The organism is Bacillus sp. RC252, assembly GCF_044909215.1.
Taxonomy (GTDB): Bacteria; Bacillota; Bacilli; order Bacillales; family Bacillaceae_G; genus Bacillus_A; species Bacillus_A mycoides.
The window spans coordinates 64349-84772 of record NZ_JBIYDV010000007.1 but is presented as its reverse complement, the minus strand read 5'-3'; the positions used below and the strand labels follow the sequence as shown (position 1 = coordinate 84772).

At 37.1% G+C, this 20424-nt stretch carries 19 protein-coding genes; 17 read left to right on the top strand and 2 right to left on the bottom strand.

The genetic code is table 11. The features are described 5' to 3' along the window. The first annotated feature begins 2 nt into the window (after positions 1-2). The 4 genes from recN (at position 3) to ABH960_RS11825 (ending at position 5096) form a co-directional block, all read left to right on the top strand. The gene (gene recN / locus ABH960_RS11840) at positions 3-1742 is read left to right on the top strand and encodes a DNA repair protein RecN (RefSeq protein WP_002088564.1); all 1740 of its coding nucleotides are present in this window, start codon (positions 3-5) and stop codon (positions 1740-1742) included. Positions 1743-1861: 119 nt separating this feature from the next. Continuing rightward, positions 1862-3154 (top strand): SpoIVB peptidase, encoded by a 1293-nt coding sequence (gene spoIVB, locus ABH960_RS11835; RefSeq protein ID WP_002015079.1) that lies wholly within the window; start codon positions 1862-1864, stop codon positions 3152-3154. 286 nt (positions 3155-3440) lie between these two features. Continuing rightward, entirely contained in the window at positions 3441-4235 is a 795-nt protein-coding gene (gene spo0A, locus ABH960_RS11830) for a sporulation transcription factor Spo0A (protein WP_002015081.1), read from the top strand. A 297-nt stretch (positions 4236-4532) separates the two neighbouring features. Next, positions 4533-5096, top strand: a complete 564-nt coding sequence (locus ABH960_RS11825; protein WP_002167694.1) for a PRK06770 family protein — start codon at positions 4533-4535, stop codon at positions 5094-5096. 240 nt (positions 5097-5336) lie between these two features. Here ABH960_RS11825 and ABH960_RS11820 read toward each other — a convergent pair whose 3' ends face one another. Next, complete coding sequence (locus ABH960_RS11820; RefSeq protein ID WP_001247671.1) at positions 5337-5483, bottom strand: YycC family protein; 147 nt, start codon at positions 5481-5483, stop codon at positions 5337-5339. Positions 5484-5533: 50 nt separating this feature from the next. Between ABH960_RS11820 and ABH960_RS11815 the strand changes: the two genes are divergently transcribed. Further along, entirely contained in the window at positions 5534-6262 is a 729-nt protein-coding gene (locus tag ABH960_RS11815) for a glycerophosphodiester phosphodiesterase (protein ID WP_002033957.1), read from the top strand. 51 nt (positions 6263-6313) lie between these two features. Here ABH960_RS11815 and ABH960_RS11810 read toward each other — a convergent pair whose 3' ends face one another. Then, positions 6314-6547 (bottom strand): DUF2627 domain-containing protein, encoded by a 234-nt coding sequence (locus ABH960_RS11810; protein ID WP_001190193.1) that lies wholly within the window; start codon positions 6545-6547, stop codon positions 6314-6316. A 137-nt stretch (positions 6548-6684) separates the two neighbouring features. On the opposite strand from ABH960_RS11810, the gene ABH960_RS11805 reads away from it, so the two are divergent. The 12 genes from ABH960_RS11805 (at position 6685) to ABH960_RS11750 (ending at position 20363) form a co-directional block, all read left to right on the top strand. Beyond that, positions 6685-8757 (top strand): sigma 54-interacting transcriptional regulator, encoded by a 2073-nt coding sequence (locus tag ABH960_RS11805; protein WP_404445293.1) that lies wholly within the window; start codon positions 6685-6687, stop codon positions 8755-8757. 195 nt (positions 8758-8952) lie between these two features. Then, entirely contained in the window at positions 8953-9852 is a 900-nt protein-coding gene (yqiS, locus tag ABH960_RS11800) for a phosphate butyryltransferase (protein ID WP_404445290.1), read from the top strand. A 35-nt stretch (positions 9853-9887) separates the two neighbouring features. Then, the gene (locus ABH960_RS11795; protein ID WP_002015088.1) at positions 9888-10988 is read left to right on the top strand and encodes a leucine dehydrogenase; all 1101 of its coding nucleotides are present in this window, start codon (positions 9888-9890) and stop codon (positions 10986-10988) included. A gap of 87 nt (positions 10989-11075) precedes the next feature. After that, positions 11076-12179, top strand: a complete 1104-nt coding sequence (gene buk, locus ABH960_RS11790; protein ID WP_404445287.1) for a butyrate kinase — start codon at positions 11076-11078, stop codon at positions 12177-12179. 4 nt (positions 12180-12183) lie between these two features. Beyond that, a complete protein-coding gene (gene lpdA, locus ABH960_RS11785; protein ID WP_002015090.1) occupies positions 12184-13605 on the top strand; it encodes a dihydrolipoyl dehydrogenase in 1422 nt (473 codons plus the stop codon). Positions 13606-13632: 27 nt separating this feature from the next. After that, complete coding sequence (gene bfmBAA / locus ABH960_RS11780; protein ID WP_002033961.1) at positions 13633-14634, top strand: 3-methyl-2-oxobutanoate dehydrogenase subunit alpha; 1002 nt, start codon at positions 13633-13635, stop codon at positions 14632-14634. Between the two features lie 13 nt (positions 14635-14647). Beyond that, complete coding sequence (gene bfmBAB, locus ABH960_RS11775; protein ID WP_000290070.1) at positions 14648-15631, top strand: 3-methyl-2-oxobutanoate dehydrogenase subunit beta; 984 nt, start codon at positions 14648-14650, stop codon at positions 15629-15631. 15 nt (positions 15632-15646) lie between these two features. Continuing rightward, positions 15647-16969 carry a dihydrolipoamide acetyltransferase family protein gene (locus tag ABH960_RS11770; RefSeq protein ID WP_404445282.1) on the top strand — a complete coding sequence of 441 codons (1323 nt, stop codon included), beginning with the start codon at positions 15647-15649 and terminating at the stop codon, positions 16967-16969. Between the two features lie 340 nt (positions 16970-17309). Then, the gene (locus ABH960_RS11765) at positions 17310-18488 is read left to right on the top strand and encodes an FtsW/RodA/SpoVE family cell cycle protein (protein WP_113937097.1); all 1179 of its coding nucleotides are present in this window, start codon (positions 17310-17312) and stop codon (positions 18486-18488) included. 106 nt (positions 18489-18594) lie between these two features. Further along, positions 18595-19299: a DUF421 domain-containing protein gene (locus tag ABH960_RS11760; protein WP_113937098.1), complete on the top strand. Its 705-nt coding sequence runs from the start codon at positions 18595-18597 to the stop codon at positions 19297-19299. Positions 19300-19368: 69 nt separating this feature from the next. Beyond that, positions 19369-19833: an NUDIX hydrolase gene (locus ABH960_RS11755; protein WP_002138271.1), complete on the top strand. Its 465-nt coding sequence runs from the start codon at positions 19369-19371 to the stop codon at positions 19831-19833. Between the two features lie 122 nt (positions 19834-19955). Next, positions 19956-20363, top strand: a complete 408-nt coding sequence (locus ABH960_RS11750) for a YjdF family protein (RefSeq protein WP_002067071.1) — start codon at positions 19956-19958, stop codon at positions 20361-20363. Positions 20364-20424: the final 61 nt, after the last annotated feature.

The window sequence follows — 20424 nt, the reverse complement described above, 5'->3', positions numbered from 1 at the left end:
CATTGTTATCGGAATTATCGATCAGAAACTTTGCTATTATTGAGGCATTAAATATTTCTTTTCAAAAAGGTTTAACCGTTTTAAGTGGTGAAACAGGAGCTGGAAAATCCATTATTATTGATGCAATTAGTTTGCTTGTTGGTGGCCGTGGTTCAGCAGAATTTGTTCGATATGGAACAGAAAAGGCTGAAATAGAAGGCTTATTCTATGTAGAAGATGACAAACATCCATGTATCGCAAAGGCAGAAGAGTTAGATATAGAAATAGAAGATGGCATGATTATTTTGAAGCGTGACATCGCTGCGAACGGAAAAAGTGTCTGTCGAGTAAATGGGAAACTTGTTACACTCAGCATATTAAAAGAGATTGGAAAAACGCTAGTTGATATTCATGGACAGCATGAAACACAAGATTTAATGAATGAAGAGCGTCATATGTTTATGCTTGATCATTTTGATGGAAATCGCATTGTTAAACAATTGGGCATATATCAAAATGTATATACAGACTATGAGAAGTTAAAAAAACAGCTGAAATCTTTAAGTGAAAATGAACAACAAATGGCCCATCGTCTAGATTTAATTCAATTCCAACATGAAGAAATTCGTAAGGCGGATTTAAAAATGGATGAAGAATATGAATTGACTGAGGAACGATTAAAAATCTCCAATTTTGAAAAGATTTATAAAGCACTAGGAGATGCGTATCGTTCGTTAAGTGGAGACGGACAGGGATTGGATCACGTAAGAAATGCAATGGGACAAATGGAGAGTATTACGCACTTAGATGAAGCGTATCAAGAAAATCATGATTCTATTGCGAATAGTTATTACTTATTAGAAGAAGTTGCATACCAGCTTAGAGAAAAATTAGACATGATGGAATACGATCCGAAACGTCTAGATGAAATTGAAACACGTTTGAATGAAATCCGTATGTTAAAGAGAAAGTATGGAAATACTGTAGAAGAGATTTTAGCGTATGCTGATAAAATTGAACAAGAAATTTTTACGATTGAAAATAAAGACGTACATATTGAAACGACGAGAAAGCAGTTAACGAAATTAGAAGGTGTTATTGTAAAAGAAGCAACGTTGTTAAGTACTATGCGTCATGAGCTTGCAGATCATCTTACAAGCGCTATTCATCAAGAATTAAAAGAACTATATATGGAAAAAACGAAATTTGAAGTGAGAATTATGAAGAGGGTAGGAAATGTAGAAGAACCTCTCGTGGAAGGAACACCGGTAAAACTTACGGCGGATGGCTACGATCATGTGGAATTTTATATTTCAACGAATCCGGGTGAACCGTTAAAGCCACTTTCAAAGGTCGCTTCTGGCGGAGAGTTATCTCGTATTATTTTAGCTTTAAAAAGCATTTTTTCTAAGCATCAAGGTGTTGCATCTGTTATTTTTGATGAAGTGGATACGGGTGTGAGTGGTCGGGTTGCACAGGCTATTGCGGAAAAAATTTATCGTGTATCAGTAAACTCGCAAGTACTTTGTATTACGCACTTACCTCAAGTAGCTTCAATGGCGGACTCTCATTTATTTATTAGAAAACAAGTGGCGAATGATCGTACGATTACATCGGTTACTGTGTTAAGTACGGATGAAAAAGTAACAGAAATTGCTCGAATGATTTCTGGTGTTGAAATTACAGATTTAACGACAGAGCATGCGAAAGAGTTACTTACGCAAGCGCATCATTTCAAACAGACAGCAGAGGCTATCCAGTAATGGATAGCTTTTTTTTCTCAAATGACGATTTCTTAATTCTTCCGGTTATAAATAAAGCGCTGCAAGGAGAGATTAAAAAGTGAAGCCAAGAGGCTGAATGTGGGGTAGGAGCGAGGAGAGTGAACAAATTGAAATTAGAAAGATTTCGAAAAATAATAGGTCTTTGTCTCCTTGTTTCTCTAGTTTTTATTGGATGTTTTAAACCGCTTCGAACGTTTATTTCATCTCCGAAGCAACTTGTTGTTTTTGAAGGACAACAATCAGAAATAGCATCATTACCAGTTTTTAAGGCTGCATCTACAAATCGTAATGTGTTTACTGTAAGTTCAAATGAACAAGAACTTATGGTAAATTCTCACCAAAATGGTGAAGCTGATATGGTGTTTCAACTTGCTGGTTTTCCAGTGAAAAAAGTAAATGTGAAAGTATTAAAAGATTTTAAAGTTATTCCAGGTGGACAATCGATTGGTGTAAAATTGAACACAAAAGGTGTACTTGTTGTAGGCCATCATTTAATTCAAACTGAAAAGGGTAAAGTATCTCCTGGTGAAACAGCTGGTGTACAGATTGGAGATATGATTACTGAAATCAATGGTAAAACAATTGAAAGAATGAGTGATGTAGCACCATTTATTCATAATAGTGGAGAAACAGGTGAACCGCTTAATCTTGTTTTATTAAGAGATGGAAAATATATTCGTGCTAAGCTAACACCACAAAAAGACAATGGTGAATCCTCTTACCGAATTGGACTGTATATTCGTGATTCAGCAGCTGGTATCGGAACGATGACATTTGTACATCCAGATTCCATGAAATATGGAGCGCTTGGTCATGTGATTTCCGATAATGATACAAAAAAGCCAATTCAAGTAGAAGATGGACAAATTATGCGTTCGACAGTAACGTCTATTGAAAGAGGAAGTCATGGGAACCCGGGAGAAAAATTAGCAAGATTTTCACCGGATCGTGAAGTGATTGGTAATATTACAATAAATAGCCCGTATGGTATTTTTGGGAAATTAAATACAGATATGACAAACGGCATAATGGATAAAGCAATGCCTATCGCATTATCCCATCAAGTAAAAGAAGGGCCAGCGAAAATATTAACAGTTATTGATCAAGATAAGGTGGAAGCGTTTGATATTGAAGTTGTTAGTACGGTACCACAAAAGTTCCCGGCTACAAAAGGTATGGTTATAAAAGTGACAGATAAACGTTTACTAGCAAAAACAGGTGGTATTGTACAAGGAATGAGTGGAAGTCCGATTGTACAAAATGGGAAAGTAATTGGTGCGGTTACACATGTATTTGTAAATGATCCAACGTCAGGATACGGTGTTCATATTGAATGGATGTTACATGAGGCTGGAATTAATATTTATGATCAAGAGAAAAAAGCGAGCTAATACATATTAGCTCGCTTTTCTTTTGAAAAATTCGTTGAAATTTTGTAAAAGCTCCGCAAGAGCTGTTTTTTGTTGTAAGATATAAGCAAAGGGTTGAACGTTTCGCTGTAATTCTATGATGGAATGTGTTGCGAAAGTAAAAAAATGAACGATAAACATATTTTTTTGTGATTTTATCGGAAAGTAAGAAACTTTAAAGGGAATTTTCACACAATTGTCGAACAATTCATGTAGCCTAGAAGCTTACACATGTCGGAAGAATCGATTCGGTAAGGGAGGAAAAACTGTGGAGAAAATTAAAGTATGTCTTGTGGATGATAATAAAGAATTGGTATCGATGCTAGAGAGTTATGTTGCTGCCCAAGATGATATGGAAGTTATCGGAATTGCTTACAATGGTCAAGAATGTTTAAACTTATTGAAAGAAAAGCAGCCTGATATACTCGTTTTAGACATTATTATGCCACATTTAGATGGTCTAGCTGTGCTAGAGAAAATGCGACATATTGAAAGGTTAAGACAACCTAGCGTTATTATGTTGACAGCATTCGGACAAGAAGATGTGACGAAAAAAGCGGTTGATTTAGGGGCATCATATTTCATATTAAAACCATTTGATATGGAGAATTTAACAAGTCATATTCGTCAAGTTAGTGGTAAGGAAAGTGCTACTATTAAACGTCCATTACCATCTTTCCGATCAGCAACAACAATCGATGGAAAACCGAAAAACTTAGATGCGAGTATTACAAGTATCATTCATGAAATTGGTGTACCCGCTCATATTAAAGGGTACATGTACTTACGAGAAGCAATCTCTATGGTGTACAATGATATCGAATTACTGGGATCTATTACGAAAGTATTATATCCAGATATTGCAAAGAAATATAATACAACAGCAAGCCGTGTCGAGCGCGCAATCCGTCACGCAATTGAAGTAGCTTGGAGCCGTGGGAATATTGATTCTATTTCGTCCTTATTTGGTTATACTGTATCCATGTCAAAAGCAAAACCTACGAATTCCGAGTTCATCGCAATGGTTGCGGATAAGCTGAGACTTGAACATAAGGCTAGCTGAGAGGAAAAGTAGTAAGGGATTTAAGTTTTAGTAGAGCTTAATAATTCTTGAAATTTATACTCGATATCAATTTTAAAACCAATAAACTTTTATTTAATGACCAATGAATTTTAGAATTCGTTGGTCTTTTTATTTTGTTGAGAAAAAGAGGGAGAAGTGATATCGATTTTATCAAAATTATTTGGGTAGATAAAAAGGGTTGTTTGATATTATGGAAAATAAAACCTGTTTTTGGTAATATTACATATAAGTGAGTTTTTTAAGGTAATTAAATAGGTATACAGAGGGAGAAGGAAAATGAAAAACAAAATATTAACTTGGCTAGGAATAGTAGCAGCTATGGGAGTTCTTGCTGTTGCAGTTACATTTGGAATGTTAGAGCTTGCCGATAATCCAGTAGATAAAGAAGTGAGTGCTCAAATAGATAAAAAAGAAGACCCAACGATAGTAGGTAGAGAGGTAGATGGAGTCTTTGTTGATGTGTATGTTACTGAAAATTCTACTGAAAGCGAAGTCATTACAGCGATGTATCACATGACTCATCAAAAAGTAGTGGCAGAACGAAAATCGGGATCCATCCCAATGATTCAAAATAACGCTGAAAAATTAAAAAAAATCATAAATAAGAGTAGTTTTGCGAAGAAAAATGAGCTTGTAGCAATTGCTGATAGATGGGCGAAAAAAGATTTTAGTAAAATTGTAGAAGATCACAATTTTTTCTCGGATGCTCAAGAGGGTAATGTTTGTAAAGCCACTAGAGCGATGGATGCGGTAGAAGAGCAACATTATATTTTAACTACATTCGGGGAGGAAAAAGCGAAAGAACTATACGAATCAGGGGATACTCCGCACATTCAATAAAAAATAATATGAAGGGCTTCTAGTTTTTTTATTACCTTGCTTTAAGGGGGCAATGGTGACTTGTGAATAAATATTCTGCTTTCTTTATGACTTGTAACAAAAAAGAAGATATATAATTCATTATTAAATGATGAAGTAAAGGCTAAATCGCATCGTAGTACATCTGTTAAAGGATTTTAGCGGGGAAGTCATCCATGATATAATAGATAATAATAAAAAGCCCTGCAAAACAGGACTATATTATTCTTCGTCTTTATTTTGTTTTTCTAATTCAACTAACTTTTGGATTAAAATATGCTGTGGCATATGCATAAGTTGTTCAAGTGGAACACCTAACGCTTTTGATAGGCGGACTGCAGTGTCTGGAGAAATTTGTAATGGTCTCATAGAAGTACCTCCTTTTTCGTATAGTATAGCATAAGATTGGGGGAGTGAGGATGACTCTTATATTTGCGCATCGTGGTGCGGCGGGAACGTATCCGGAAAATACAATGATTTCATTTGAAGCAGCAGAGGCTTTCGGGGCAGATGGAATTGAACTCGATGTTCAATTCACGAAAGATGGAAAAGTTGTCGTTATTCATGATGAAACGGTGGATCGGACAACAAATGGAAAAGGTGCGGTTCGAAATTATTTATATGAGGATTTATGTAAGTTGGATGCGAGTTATAAATTCGGTGACAAAGTAGGTTTTTGCAAAATACCTCTTCTAGAAGAGGTGTTAGAATGGCTCGCAAAAACGAAATTGCTACTCAATATTGAACTGAAAAATAATAAAATCCCATACAGAGGTTTAGAAGAAGAGGTTATAACACTTGTACGTAAGTTTAGTCTAGAGGATCGGATTGTGTTTTCTTCTTTTAATCACTACAGTATGAAGCGATGTCATATGATGGCTCCTGATATTCAAACAGCTATTTTGTATCGTGAAGGTTTGCATAGCCCATGGGCATATGCAAAAAAGATGGGTGCTACTGCAGTACATCCGAATTATCGTTATCTTCAAGATGCTATCGCTGAATTAACGATGGGAAGTGGTGTGGAGGTTCGTCCTTACACGATAAATGAAGAAACGCTTATGCGTAAATATTTTGATATGAATATATCAGCGATTATTACTGATTATCCTGAAACAGCAAGAACTTTATTACCGATAAAAAAATGAGACCTAATATAATGGTCTCATTTTTTATTTATGATATGTGAAAACTTTGTTTTATCTTCTGAAGCGTGCTTGTACTTTATTTCTCTTACGATCTCTGTGTAAGACGAAGCCGCCGAAGATATAAAACCCGAGTGCGAAGCAAAGAGCGCCGATTAAAAATTGTAACCATAATATAGGGATTGGGGAGAACAAAATCCCAAATACAGTATCTCTCATTAGTTTAATACCAAGCACGGCTAATGAAATGGGGATGAGTGCTAATAATAGAGCGAGGTAACGCTGCATATATAACGCTCCTTTTCAGATTATTTTGTGTATTTTAATGATGTTATATGGAATGGGGGTTTGTCAAGAGGTTGCTGAACGAGTAAGATAAGAATGTGAAAAATTTTGCAGAGATACTTCGAGAGGAAGTGTAATGTATGAAACAAAATGTGTTAATTGTTGGAGCAGGTGAAGGTGGGAGTACACTGCTGAGTCTGTTGCAAAATTCGAATATATTTCAAATTATAGGAGTTATTGATAGTAATCCAATTGCGAAAGGATTACAAATCGCAAAGGAATATGGGGTTCCGATTGGTGATAGTGTAACTCCGTTTCTTTCTATGCATATTGATGTAATGTTTGATATGACAGGTGATTATGATTTACATAAAGTTTTATTGGGAAGCAAGCATAAAGACACCCTTCTTATACCAGGGGATATTGCAAAAATTGTTACGAGACTAGCGCATGAGAAGGAAAGCTTAATTGGAAAGCTAGAAGAACAGACGCAACAAGGGAATTTAATTTTAAATTCAACGCATGACGGTATGATTGTTATAGACCAAGAGGGACAAGTTCGTCTGTTTAATAAAAGCGCAGAGCGTATTACTGGATATAAAAAAGAGGAAGCAATAGGGAAATATATTTTAGAAGTTATTCCAACGAGTAAGTTGCTTCGTATTATACGCACGAAAAAAATAGAAGTGAATCATGAACTGACGTTAGAGAATGAAAAAAAGATTATTACAACGCGTATTCCGATATTAAAAGAAGGTGGAGAGGTTCAAGGGGCATTTGCGATTTTTAAAGACATTACAGAAGTTGTAGATTTAGCGGAAGAAATTACAGACTTAAAAGAAATTCAAACGCTACTTGAGGCGATTATTAACTCATCTGAGGAAGCAATTTCGGTTGTTGATGAGAAAGGAAGAGGACTAGTTATAAACCCTGCTTATACGAAGTTAACGGGTTTGACTGAAGAAGAAATTATTGGGAAGCCGGCTACAACTGATATTGTGGAAGGTGAAAGTATGCATATGAAAGTACTTCGGACGCGCCGAGCGGTACGAGGAATACATATGAAGATTGGGCAAAAAAAGCGAGATGTAATTGTAAACGTAGCACCGGTTATTGTCGATGGAATATTGAAAGGGAGCGTCGGGGTAATTCGCGATGTATCAGAAATTCAAAAGTTAACAAATGAATTGAATAGGGCAAGACAAATTATTCGAACGTTAGAAGCAAAATATTCATTTGATGATATTGTTGGTGATTCAGATGAAACGACGGCAGCTATTGAACAAGCAAAACTTGGAGCGAATACACCGGCAACAGTATTACTTAGAGGGGAATCTGGTACGGGGAAAGAGTTATTTGCACACGCTATTCATAACAGTAGTAATCGAAAATACAATAAGTTTGTACGAGTAAACTGTGCTGCTATTTCTGAGACCTTATTAGAAAGTGAATTATTCGGTTATGAGGAAGGCGCGTTTTCTGGAGCGAAAAGAGGCGGGAAACGAGGATTCTTTGAAGAAGCGAATAATGGAAGTATTTTTTTAGATGAAATCGGAGAGTTATCTGCAAATACGCAAGCGAAGCTCCTTCGTGTGCTACAAGAAAAAGAAATTGTGAAAGTAGGGGGAACGAAAGCGATACCTATTAATGTCCGGGTAATTGCAGCAACGCATGTGAATTTAGAAAAGGGCATTCTAGAAGGAGAGTTCAGAGAGGACTTATATTATCGTTTAAATAAAATCCCGATTCAAATTCCTTCCCTTCGTCAGCGTAAAGGAGATATACCAGCGATTGCAGAAAGGTTAATTCAAAAAATTAATCAAGATTATGGTCGTAATGTAGAAGGACTCACCGATTCAGCCGTTTCGTATTTACAATCATATGAATGGCCAGGGAATGTTAGGGAACTTGAAAATATTTTAGGACGAGCTATTATCTTTATGAATTATAACGAAATATATATTGATGTACATCATTTACCGCCTTTACATAAAGAAGAACAAGTAGAGACGAAACAAAATAATTTATTACCTGAATTAGAAGAGAAGGCCCTTGAACACCTAGTGACAGAATTTGAGGGGAATATTATCCGTGAATATTTAGAGAAATTTGATGGGAACAAAACGAAGACTGCAAAAGCGTTAGGAATTTCAGTTCGAAACTTATATTACAAGCTAGAAAAGTATAACTGTGCAAAAAATAGCATGCAATAAATTGCGTACCGTGCAATTTATTGCGTGGTATACAAAAAGCGACAAAACGAGACAGAATATTTCGTTGTTTTCCAAAGTATTGATTTCGCTGCATTTTGAATGCGTTTTCATTATTGGTAAGACCACTTTTGAAAGTTGGCACGGTATTTGCTTAATGAATAGACGAGGGACGACGGAAAGGGTTGATTACAAAATATGAAGTTAGAACACTTAATTGATCAAGCAGCAAGACAGCCTAAAAAAACTGTGGCTGTAGCAGTAGCTGAAGATCATGAAGTAATTGAAGCTGTAGCGAAAGCAATCAAGTTACAGCTAGCTCAATTTCGTCTATATGGAAATCAAGAGAAAATAATAGGGATGCTACAAGAGCATGGGTTACAAACTTCAGAACATATTGAAGTGATTGCAGCAGCGTCAAGTGCTGAGGCTGCAGAACTTTCTGTTAAATCTGTAAGCAATGGCGAAGCAGATGTGCTAATGAAGGGGAACATCCCAACAGCAAATATTTTGAAAGCTGTATTAAATAAAGAGTGGGGACTTCGTAAGGGCAGCGTGCTTTCACATGTTGCAGCGTTTGAAGTTCCAAATTACGATCGTCTTATTTTTGTTACAGACGCAGCGATGAACATTGCACCTGATGTAACACAAAAAGCTGCTATTATACAAAATACTGTAGAAGTTGCCAAGGCAATAGGAATTGATTTGCCAAAGGTAGCGCCAATTGCAGCGGTAGAGGTTGTTAATCCTGCGATGCAAGCGACAATTGATGCAGCGATGTTAACTCAAATGAATCGCCGCGGACAAATTAAAAATTGTGTCGTTGATGGACCACTTGCTTTAGATAATGCAGTATCACAAATTGCAGCAGAACATAAAGGCATAGTAAGTGATGTAGCAGGTAAGGCAGACATTTTACTCGTCCCAACGATTGAAGCTGGAAATGTGCTATATAAATCACTCGTCTATTTTGCAAATGCAAAGGTAGGAGCGATGATTGCTGGCGCTAAAGCACCGATTGTTTTAACATCACGTGCTGATTCAGCAGAAACAAAAGTATATTCATTAGCATTGGCAGTTGCGACTGCTTCAAAATAAACCAAATAGGGTAAAACAATTAGGGGGAAACGACAATGACATTAGAAATCTTCGAATACTTAGAAAAATATGATTATGAGCAAGTGGTATTTTGTCAAGATAAAGAATCTGGTTTAAAAGCAATCATTGCAATCCATGATACAACACTTGGACCAGCTCTTGGTGGAACAAGAATGTGGACATATGATTCTGAAGAAGCGGCGATTGAAGATGCATTGCGTCTTGCAAAAGGGATGACATACAAAAATGCAGCAGCTGGTTTAAACTTAGGTGGTGCAAAAACAGTAATTATCGGTGATCCACGTAAAGATAAAAGCGAAGCGATGTTCCGTGCATTAGGACGCTACATTCAAGGACTAAACGGACGTTACATTACAGCTGAAGATGTTGGTACAACAGTAGATGATATGGATATTATCCATGAGGAAACTGATTTTGTAACAGGGATTTCACCATCATTCGGTTCTTCTGGTAACCCATCTCCAGTAACTGCATACGGTGTTTACCGTGGTATGAAAGCAGCTGCAAAAGAAGCATTTGGTACAGATAACCTAGAAGGAAGAGTAATTTCTATTCAAGGTGTTGGTAACGTAGCGTATCACCTATGCAAACATTTACACGCTGAAGGAGCAAAATTAATCGTTACAGATATTAATAAAGAAGCTGTACAACGTGCAGTAGAAGAATTCGGTGCAACAGCAGTTGAGCCAAATGAAATTTACGGTGTTGAATGTGATATTTACGCACCATGTGCATTAGGCGCAACAGTTAATGATGAAACTATTCCACAACTTAAAGCAAAAGTAATCGCTGGTTCTGCAAATAACCAATTAAAAGAAGATCGTCACGGCGACCTTATTCATGAAATGGGTATTGTATACGCACCAGACTATGTTATTAATGCAGGTGGCGTAATTAACGTAGCAGACGAATTATATGGATACAATAGAGAACGTGCATTAAAACGTGTTGAGTCTATTTATGACACAATTGCAAAAGTAATCGAAATTTCAAAACGCGATGGCATAGCAACTTATGTAGCAGCAGATCGTCTAGCTGAAGAGCGCATTGCAAGCTTGAAAAACTCTCGTAGCACATACTTACGCAACGGTCACGACATTATTAGCCGTCGCTAATCATTCATATATAACTTTTACAAAAGGTGTGGTTACCTCTTATGAGGTTTCCACTTCCTTTTAAATTTATTAGTGGAGGTAGCAACATTGTCTGTAAATCGAATTCTTGTTATTAACCCAGGTAGTACATCCACAAAGATTGGTGTTTTTGATAATGAAAGACCCGTTCTAGAAGAAACTATTCGTCATGACGTAGAACAGATTGGAAAATATAAGCGAATTATCGACCAATATGAGTTTCGTAAAGAAACGATTTTAGAAGTTCTACATTCTCATGGTATTAACATTTCAAAATTAAACGCTGTTTGTGGGCGTGGTGGATTACTTCGTCCAATCGAAGGCGGTACGTATACAGTAAACGATGCGATGTTAGAAGATTTAAAAAATGGGTTTAGCGGTCATCACGCTTCAAACCTTGGAGGCATTTTAGCATATGAAATCGCTTCTGGATTAAACATTCCTGCATTCATTGTGGATCCTGTCGTTGTAGATGAGATGGAGCCAATTGCTCGTATAAGTGGTATTGCTGGTATGGAACGCAAAAGTATCTTCCATGCATTAAATCAAAAAGCAGTTGCTCGTAAAGTGGCAGATGAATTAAATCACAAATATGAGGATTTAAATTTATTAGTTACACATATGGGCGGTGGTATTACAGTTGGTGCTCATAAAAAAGGAAAAGTTATCGATGTTAATAATGGCTTAAACGGAGAAGGACCATTTAGTCCAGAGCGTGCTGGTACAGTACCAGTAGGACAATTAGTTGAAATGTGTTTTTCTGGTGAGTATTACCGAGACGAAATGGTTAAAAAACTTGTCGGACAAGGTGGACTTGTAAGTCTTATCGGTACAAACGATGCAATTAAAGTAGAACAAATGGTTGAAAAAGGTGATCCTGAAGCAACTATTATTTATAAAGCAATGGCGTATCAAGTTGCAAAAGAGATTGGCGGAGCTAGTGCTGTACTTCACGGGAAAATCGATGCAATCGTATTAACTGGTGGACTTGCGTACAGTAAAATTCTTGTCGATGAAATAAAAGAACGTGTTCACTGGATTGCAGATGTTATCGTACATCCAGGAGAAGATGAATTACAAGCGTTAGCAGAAGGAGCACTTCGTGTATTACGTGAAGAAGAAGCTCCAAAAGAATATATTGTACGAGAAAAACAAACAGTAGCTAGGGGTTGAGATAATGGCAAGAGAATATGATTTAGTCATCGTTGGCGGCGGTACTGGTGGATATGTTGCTGCTATTCGTGCATCACAACTAGGGTTAAAAACTGCACTTGTTGAAAAAGAAAATCTTGGTGGTACTTGTTTACACAAAGGATGTATTCCTAGTAAAGCTCTTTTACGTAGTGCGGAAGTATACGCAACTGCTAAAAAAGGAGAAGAGTTCGGAGTTATTGCAAGTAATGTAGAACTAAACTTTGCTAAAGTACAAGAGCGTAAAGAGAAGATTGTAACGCAGCTTCATAAAGGCGTTCAGCATTTAATGAAACAAGGTAAAATTGATGTGTTTGAAGGTATTGGCCGTATTCTTGGCCCATCTATTTTCTCTCCAATGCCAGGTACAATTTCAGTTGAACTTGCAAGTGGAGAAGAGAATGAAATGTTAATTCCAAAAAATGTACTTGTTGCAACAGGTTCTCGTCCAAATTCATTACCAGGATTAGAGTTAGACGGAGAGTATGTAATGTCTTCGGATCATGCCCTAAAAATGGAAACGCTTCCTAGTTCAATTATTATCGTTGGTGGCGGTGTAATTGGTATTGAGTGGGCATCTATGCTTGCTGACTTCGGTGTAGAAGTTACTGTATTAGAATATGCGAAAAACATATTACCACTAGAAGATAATGACGTTTCCAAAGAAATGCAACGTCTATTCAAGAAAAAAGGTATTAAAGTGGTAACTGGTGCAAAAGTATTACCAGAAACATTGGTAAAAGATAATGGAGTAACAATTCAAGCTGAACATAACGGTGAGAACAAAGCATTTAAAGCAGAAAAAATGCTTGTATCTGTAGGAAGACAAGCGAATACGCAAAATATGGGCTTAGAGAACACAGATATTGTTGTGGAAAAAGGATACATTCAAACAAATGAGTTTTATCAAACGAAGGAATCTCATATTTACGCAATTGGAGATGTAATCGGTGGCTTGCAACTTGCTCACGTTGCTTCTCATGAAGGAATTGTTGCAGTAGAACATATCGCTGGTAAAGAAGTTGCACCAATTGATTATTCTATGGTATCAAAATGCGTATATAGTAGTCCAGAAGTTGCTTCTGTCGGCTTAACAGAACAAGAAGCAAAAGAAAAAGGCTATAAGTTAAAAGTAGGTAAGTTCTCATTCCGTGCAATCGGAAAGGCACTTGTATACGGAGAATCAGACGGTTTTGTAAAACTTGTAGTTGATGAAGAAACAAATGACATTCTCGGTGTTCATATGATCGGACCACATGTAACAGATATGATTTCTGAAGCTGGTCTTGCAAGAGTACTTGATGCAACACCTTGGGAAGTAGCACATACAATTCATCCGCATCCATCATTATCTGAGGCGATTGGTGAAGCGGCACTTGCTGTAGATGGAAGAGCGTTACACGCATAAAAATGTGGATTTAGGAGGTTATGAAAAATGGCAGAAGTAAAAGAAAAGCGCCATGAAGAGCTTGGCTTAAGTGATGAGCAAGTATTAGAAATGTTCCGTACGATGTTACTTGCACGTAAAATTGACGAACGTATGTGGTTATTAAACCGTGCAGGTAAAATTCCATTCGTAATTTCTTGTCAAGGACAAGAGGCTGCACAAGTTGGAGCGGCGTTCGCTCTTGATAGAGAGAAAGATTATGCATTACCATACTACCGTGATATGGGTGTTGTACTAGCGTTTGGTATGACAGCTAAAGAGCTTATGTTGTCTGCTTTCGCAAAAGCTGGAGATCCAAACTCTGGTGGTCGTCAAATGCCTGGTCACTTCGGTCAAAAGAAAAATCGTATTGTTACAGGATCATCACCAGTAACAACGCAAGTACCACATGCAGTTGGTATTGCACTAGCTGGAAAAATGGAGAAGAAAGATTTAGTAACGTTCGTTACATTCGGAGAAGGCTCTTCAAACCAAGGTGACTTCCATGAAGGAGCAAACTTTGCTGGTGTACACAAACTACCTGTTATTTTCATGTGTGAAAATAACAAATATGCAATCTCTATTCCAGTTGAAAAACAATTAGCATGTAAAAACGTATCAGATCGTGCAATTGGTTACGGCATGCCTGGATATACAATAGACGGAAACGATCCGCTTGCAGTATATAAAGCTGTAAAAGAAGCAGCAGACCGCGGTCGTCGTGGTGAAGGTCCGACTTTAATTGAAGCAGTATCATATCGTTTAACAGCACATTCTAGTGACGACGATGATCGTGTTTATCGTGATAAAGAAGAGGTAGAAGAAGCGAAGAAAAAAGATTCAATTATAACATTTGCAGCTTATTTAAAAGAAGTTGGTGTGTTAACTGAGGAATTTGAAAAACAAATGCTAGACGAAATTATGCATATCGTAAATGAAGCAACAGAATATGCAGAAAATGCTCCGTATGCAGCACCTGAAGATGCATTGAAGCACGTATACGCAGAATAGGGGGGAACGTTTCATGGCTGTAATGTCTTATATTGATGCTATTACATTAGCAATGCGCGAAGAAATGGAACGCGATGAGAAAGTATTCGTTTTAGGAGAAGATGTTGGTAAAAAAGGTGGCGTGTTTAAAGCGACACACGGTTTGTATGATCAATTTGGTGAAGATCGTGCGCTTGATGCACCGCTTGCAGAATCTGCAATTGCTGGGGTAGCAATTGGTGCGGCAATGTATGGTATGCGTCCAATCGCTGAAATGCAGTTTGCTGATTTCATCATGCCAGCAGTAAACCAAATTGTTTCTGAGGCAGCAAAAATTCGTTATCGTTCTAACAACGATTGGACTTGTCCAGTTACAATTCGTGCACCATTCGGCGGGGGTGTTCACGGTGCATTGTATCATTCACAATCTGTAGAAGCGATGTTTGCAAACCAACCAGGTTTAAAAATTGTTATCCCTTCTACACCATATGATGCAAAAGGCTTATTAAAAGCTGCAATTCGTGATGAAGATCCAGTATTATTCTTTGAGCATAAGCGTGCATATCGCTTAATTAAAGGTGAAGTGCCAGAAGATGACTATGTATTACCAATCGGAAAAGCAGATGTAAAACGCGAAGGTGATGATATTACTGTTATCACTTACGGATTATGTGTTCACTTTGCTCTTCAAGCAGCTGAGAAGTTAGCACAAGATGGAATCTCTGCACACATTCTTGATTTAAGAACGGTATATCCGTTAGATAAAGAAGCGATTATTGAAGCGGCTTCTAAAACAGGTAAAGTTCTTCTTGTAACAGAAGACAATAAAGAAGGAAGTATTATAAGTGAAGTGGCAGCAATTATTGCTGAAAACTGTCTGTTTGATTTAGATGCGCCAATCGCACGTCTTGCAGGTCCAGACGTTCCAGCAATGCCATATGCACCAACAATGGAAAAATTCTTTATGGTAAATCCAGATAAAGTTGAAAAAGCAATGCGTGAACTTGCGGAATTTTAATCGGGGGGACTATACATGGCTGTAGAAAATATCACAATGCCTCAGCTCGGGGAGAGCGTTACAGAGGGTACAATTAGTAAATGGCTCGTTAATGTTGGCGATCACGTAAACAAGTATGATCCGCTTGCAGAAGTAATGACTGATAAAGTAAATGCTGAAGTACCATCTTCTTTCACTGGTATTGTGAAAGAGCTAATAGCTGGCGAAGGTGAGACGTTAGCTGTAGGTGAAGTAGTTTGTGTTATTCAAGTAGAAGGCGCAGATGAAGTAGCAGCGACAGCTGTTGAGGAAAAAACAAAAGAAGAACCAAAGGCAGAAGTAGCTACGCCTGAAAAAGCACCGAAAGCAAAACAACCAACTGATGGAAAACCACGTTTTTCACCAGCTGTTTTAAAACTTGCGGGTGAGCATAATGTTGATTTAGATTTAGTAGAAGGTACGGGAGCAAATGGCCGTATCACTCGTAAAGATATTTTAAAGCTAGTGGAATCTGGAAATATTCCGCAAGCAGGTGCGAAGAAAGAGGAAGCGGTAGCGGTAGCAGCAGTAGTAGAAGCGCGTCCAGAAGCACCAAAAGCAGCGCCAGTAGCACAAAAAGTAGAAGCTGCAAAACCAGTTTCTGTACCAACAATGCCTGGCGATATCGAAATTCCGGTAACAGGTGTGCGTAAAGCAATTGCAGCAAATATGTTACGCAGTAAACATGAGGCACCTCATGCTTGGATGATGATTGAAGTAGATGTGACAAACCTTGTATCATACCGTAACTCAATTAAAGGCGATTTCAAAAAGCGTGAAGGCTTTAACTTAACGTTCTTTGCTTTCTTCGTAAAAGCAGTAGCACAGGCGTTAAAAGAATATCCTCAAATTAACTCAATGTGGGCTGGCGATAAAATCGTTCAGAAGAAGGACATTAACCTTTCTATCGCTGTTGCAACAGAGGAAGAACTATTTGTACCAGTAATTAAGCACGCGGACGAAAAAACGATTAAAGGCATCGCTCGTGAAATTACAGAGCTTGCAGGAAAAGTACGTACGAAATCGTTAAAAGCGGACGAAATGCAAGGCGGAACATTTACAATTAATAACACAGGATCATTCGGTTCTGTTCAATCTATGGGTATTATTAATTACCCACAAGCGGCTATTTTACAAGTTGAATCAATTGTAAAACGCCCAGTAATTATGGATAATGGTATGTTCGGTGCTCGCGACATGGTTAACTTATGTTTATCACTTGATCACCGTGTACTAGATGGCTTAATTTGTGGTAAGTTCTTAGGACGTGTAAAAGAAATTTTAGAAAATACGTCAGAAAACAATACATCTGTATATTAATAAAAAGCTCGCTTATGCGAGCTTTTTATCATCTTATTTCTTCATCTGCATCCTACTATATGTACAAAACTTTTCCCAGTAATCTTACAATGAACGATTATGTATTAGAAATTTACGAAAATACATTGCTGATATATGGTATATAGATATAAAATAAGAAAAGAATAATTTTTTTGGCAAATCTTACTGATGAAACTGTAGTATAATATATTGTATTGTATGAAAAAGAGAGTTATTCTATATAAGTGTTTTATAGATAATGTGTAATCAGTCGTCAAAACATGAAGAATGTTGACTCCTGGTTTTTTATTTTGCTGTAACAATGTTTCAGGAGGATGTCATGAAAAGAAGTACCGAGTTTCTAAAAAGTTTAGATGTAAAATTAATTTTAATTTTGTGTGCATTTTGTGTTATAAGTATAACTGCTATATATAGCAGTCAGCAAACCGGACAGTATGGAGATGCAAACTTTGCTATGAAGCAGGGAGTTAACTACATAATTGGGGTTGTATTGTTACTTCTTGTTGCTAGCATCGACTTAGATCAGTTGCAAAAATTGTCTTGGCCGCTTTATATTGCTGGGTTTGCTTCACTTATTCTTTTGAAAGTATTACCAGCATCAGGTTTCACACCTGAAAAGTTAGGGGCAAAAAGGTGGTTCGTTTTTCCAGTACTTGGACAAATTCAGCCATCCGAGTTTTTCAAAATCGCATTGCTTCTTGTAGTAGCAAGTATAGCAGTGAAGCATAATGCACAGTATATGGCAAGGACATTCCAAACGGATTTAAAATTAGTAGGTAAAATTATGCTAGTATCCCTCCCGCCTATGGCCGTTGTATATAGCCAACCGGATACAGGTATGGTGTTCTTATATGCAGCAGCTATCGCATGTATTTTATTTATGTCAGGAATTCAAAAGAAATTAATTGCGTTATGTACAGTCATTCCGGTGACCATATTGTCTACATTAATATTTATATTTGTAAAATATCCAGATTTCTTCTTTAATAAATTAGTTACTTTGTTAAAACCTCACCAACAATCACGTATTATAGGTTGGCTAAATCCATTTGAGAATGCAAATGAAGGCTATCAAACACAGCAATCGATTTTAGCTGTAGGTAGTGGAGGTATGGAAGGGAAAGGATTCGGTGAAGGGAACGTCTATATTCCAGAGAAACACACTGACTTTATTTTCGCTACAATTGCCGAAGAAGGTGGATTTATAGTAGCGGCGTTAGTTGTGTTCTTGTTCCTATTACTACTATATCGAACAATTATTATCGGTTATTCTGCTGATAATTTATTTGGTACATTATTATGTGCTGGATCAATAGGAATACTAACGGTTCAAATATTCCAAAACATCGGTATGATCGTTGGATTAATGCCTGTAAAAGGTATCGCATTACCTTTCTTATCATATGGGGGAAGTTCCTTATTTTCGAATATGATTATGATGGGGCTCATATTATCGGTACGGAAAACGTATAAAAAATATATGTTTTCAGTTAAGTAAAAAAGCTAGTTCGTGTAAAAACGAACTAGCTTTTTTACATATATGCCCTTAAACGTTGCAAACTAAGACAGAATAGCAGTTTGAGACGGGTAAGGAGTGCAAAGTGATGCATATGCATATTTTTGAAGGAGCACGGCATCTATCTAATGGTGAATGGGTTATTCGAGCTATCATAGCATACATATTTTTAATATTAGTTGCGAAAGCGATGGGACAAAGGTCCATCGCACAACTTCGTTTTTTAGATGTCGTATTAGTATTATTGCTTGGTGGGAATATTTCTAACGCATTATCTGATGAAAAAGTGGGGTTACTCGGCTCGATGATTACAACGTTCATACTCGTTGTACTTCACATTATAAGCTCAGTCTTAATGTTGAAATGGGATAGATGGAGACGCTTTTTAGAGCCAGCACCTATTATTCTTATACACAATGGTTCCATTGATTTTAGCAATTTGAAAAAAGCGAGAATTACGGTGGAATATTTATTTTCGGAAATTCGTATGCGAAATGTGAGCGATATTCAAACGATTAAATTAGCATTGTGGGAAGCGAATGGTGTTGTTTCTATATTTCAGTATCCAGAATATGAAGCAGTTTCGCGGCTTGATCTGAAAGTGGCGGGAAGAAGATCTCCAGTTTCTTTTGTATTAGTAAAGGATGGGAGGATTCAGCAAGATGTTCTAGCTTTAGTAGGAAAAACAGAAGAGTGGGCGAAAGAGTGTTTAGAGAAGAGTGCAGAAATCGAATCCATTATGTTAGCTACAGTAGATGAAGCGCATAAAATAAATGTTTTGTTAAAAAAATGAAAAATATACGCATTTTGTCGTTTCATACATATGATACAATAGTGTGGACAACGAAAAAGGAGGGATACGATGGGATATGTAGAGGAATTACGAAAAGTAGTTGGTCATCGCCCTTTAATTTTAGTTGGTGCTGTTGTACTCGTTATAAATGAAAGTGGATATGTATTATTACAGCAAAGAACAGAGCCGTACGGAAAATGGGGGTTGCCTGGCGGGCTAATGGAGCTTGGTGAATCACCAGAAGAAACAGCTTACCGTGAAGTATATGAAGAGACAGGAATAGAAGTAAAGAACCTCCGATTAATCAATGTATTTTCTGGAGCGAACTATTTTTCAAAATTAACAAACGGTGATGAGTTTCAATCCGTAACGACAGCCTATTATACCGATGAATACGAAGGGAATTTTGTTATGAATAAAGAAGAAGCGGTTCAGCTTAAATTCTTCCCGGTGACAGAGCTACCTGATTATATTGTAGGATCGCATAAAAAAATGATTGTTGAATATATGAAAATTATGGAAAAAAATATATAATAATATTGGAAGAGATACAAAAACACAGTTCTGGTCGGTAGTCCAGACGCATGATTTCATGTCAGTAACCTTCCCCTCCGGGATGTCCAGTATTTCTAATTTTTTTAAAGGAGGGGCTGTCAATGGATTTGACAGTATATCACGATGGTCAATTTTTTGTAGGAATTATTACGCATAAAGAAAAAGAGAAATTGTATGGAGCGAGGTATATTTTTGGGATGGAACCTTCAGACGAGGAAGTACTTATATTTGTGAATGGTCCGATGTTAGCATATTTCCAGTACTTTGCAAAATGCGGTGTGGAAGTTAAAGAAAAACAGCGTCCAAAAAATATAAAGCGTATCATACGACAAGCGGCAAAAGAAGTAAATGTAAAACGTTTTACTAAGGCACAAGAAGCAATTAGTTTATCTTATGAACTGCATAAACAAGAACAGAAAGTGCAATCTAAGGAGAAACGGGAAGCTGAAAAGCAGAGAAAACGTTTTATAAAAGTACAAAAAGCAAAGCAAAAACATCGTGGTCATTAAAGAAAAGGTGTTAGAACAGGGCTCTAACACCTTTTCTATGCTGAAATACAAGTAAACTTAC

Excerpts from the sequence above, each read along its gene's own strand:
- ABH960_RS11820 (WP_001247671.1), bottom strand. The coding sequence starts at position 5,483 with ATGAGACCATTACAAATTTCTCCAGACACTGCAGTCCGCCTATCAAAA.
- ABH960_RS11810 (WP_001190193.1), bottom strand. The coding sequence starts at position 6,547 with ATGCAGCGTTACCTCGCTCTATTATTAGCACTCATCCCCATTTCATTA.
- ABH960_RS11765 (WP_113937097.1), top strand. The coding sequence starts at position 17,310 with ATGAAAAGAAGTACCGAGTTTCTAAAAAGTTTAGATGTAAAATTAATT.
- bfmBAB (WP_000290070.1), top strand. The coding sequence starts at position 14,648 with ATGGCTGTAATGTCTTATATTGATGCTATTACATTAGCAATGCGCGAA.
- ABH960_RS11750 (WP_002067071.1), top strand. The coding sequence starts at position 19,956 with ATGGATTTGACAGTATATCACGATGGTCAATTTTTTGTAGGAATTATT.
- ABH960_RS11770 (WP_404445282.1), top strand. The coding sequence starts at position 15,647 with ATGGCTGTAGAAAATATCACAATGCCTCAGCTCGGGGAGAGCGTTACA.
- lpdA (WP_002015090.1), top strand. The coding sequence starts at position 12,184 with ATGGCAAGAGAATATGATTTAGTCATCGTTGGCGGCGGTACTGGTGGA.
- yqiS (WP_404445290.1), top strand. The coding sequence starts at position 8,953 with ATGAAGTTAGAACACTTAATTGATCAAGCAGCAAGACAGCCTAAAAAA.
- bfmBAA (WP_002033961.1), top strand. The coding sequence starts at position 13,633 with ATGGCAGAAGTAAAAGAAAAGCGCCATGAAGAGCTTGGCTTAAGTGAT.
- ABH960_RS11795 (WP_002015088.1), top strand. The coding sequence starts at position 9,888 with ATGACATTAGAAATCTTCGAATACTTAGAAAAATATGATTATGAGCAA.
- ABH960_RS11760 (WP_113937098.1), top strand. The coding sequence starts at position 18,595 with ATGCATATGCATATTTTTGAAGGAGCACGGCATCTATCTAATGGTGAA.
- ABH960_RS11825 (WP_002167694.1), top strand. The coding sequence starts at position 4,533 with ATGAAAAACAAAATATTAACTTGGCTAGGAATAGTAGCAGCTATGGGA.
- ABH960_RS11805 (WP_404445293.1), top strand. The coding sequence starts at position 6,685 with ATGAAACAAAATGTGTTAATTGTTGGAGCAGGTGAAGGTGGGAGTACA.
- ABH960_RS11815 (WP_002033957.1), top strand. The coding sequence starts at position 5,534 with ATGACTCTTATATTTGCGCATCGTGGTGCGGCGGGAACGTATCCGGAA.
- ABH960_RS11755 (WP_002138271.1), top strand. The coding sequence starts at position 19,369 with ATGGGATATGTAGAGGAATTACGAAAAGTAGTTGGTCATCGCCCTTTA.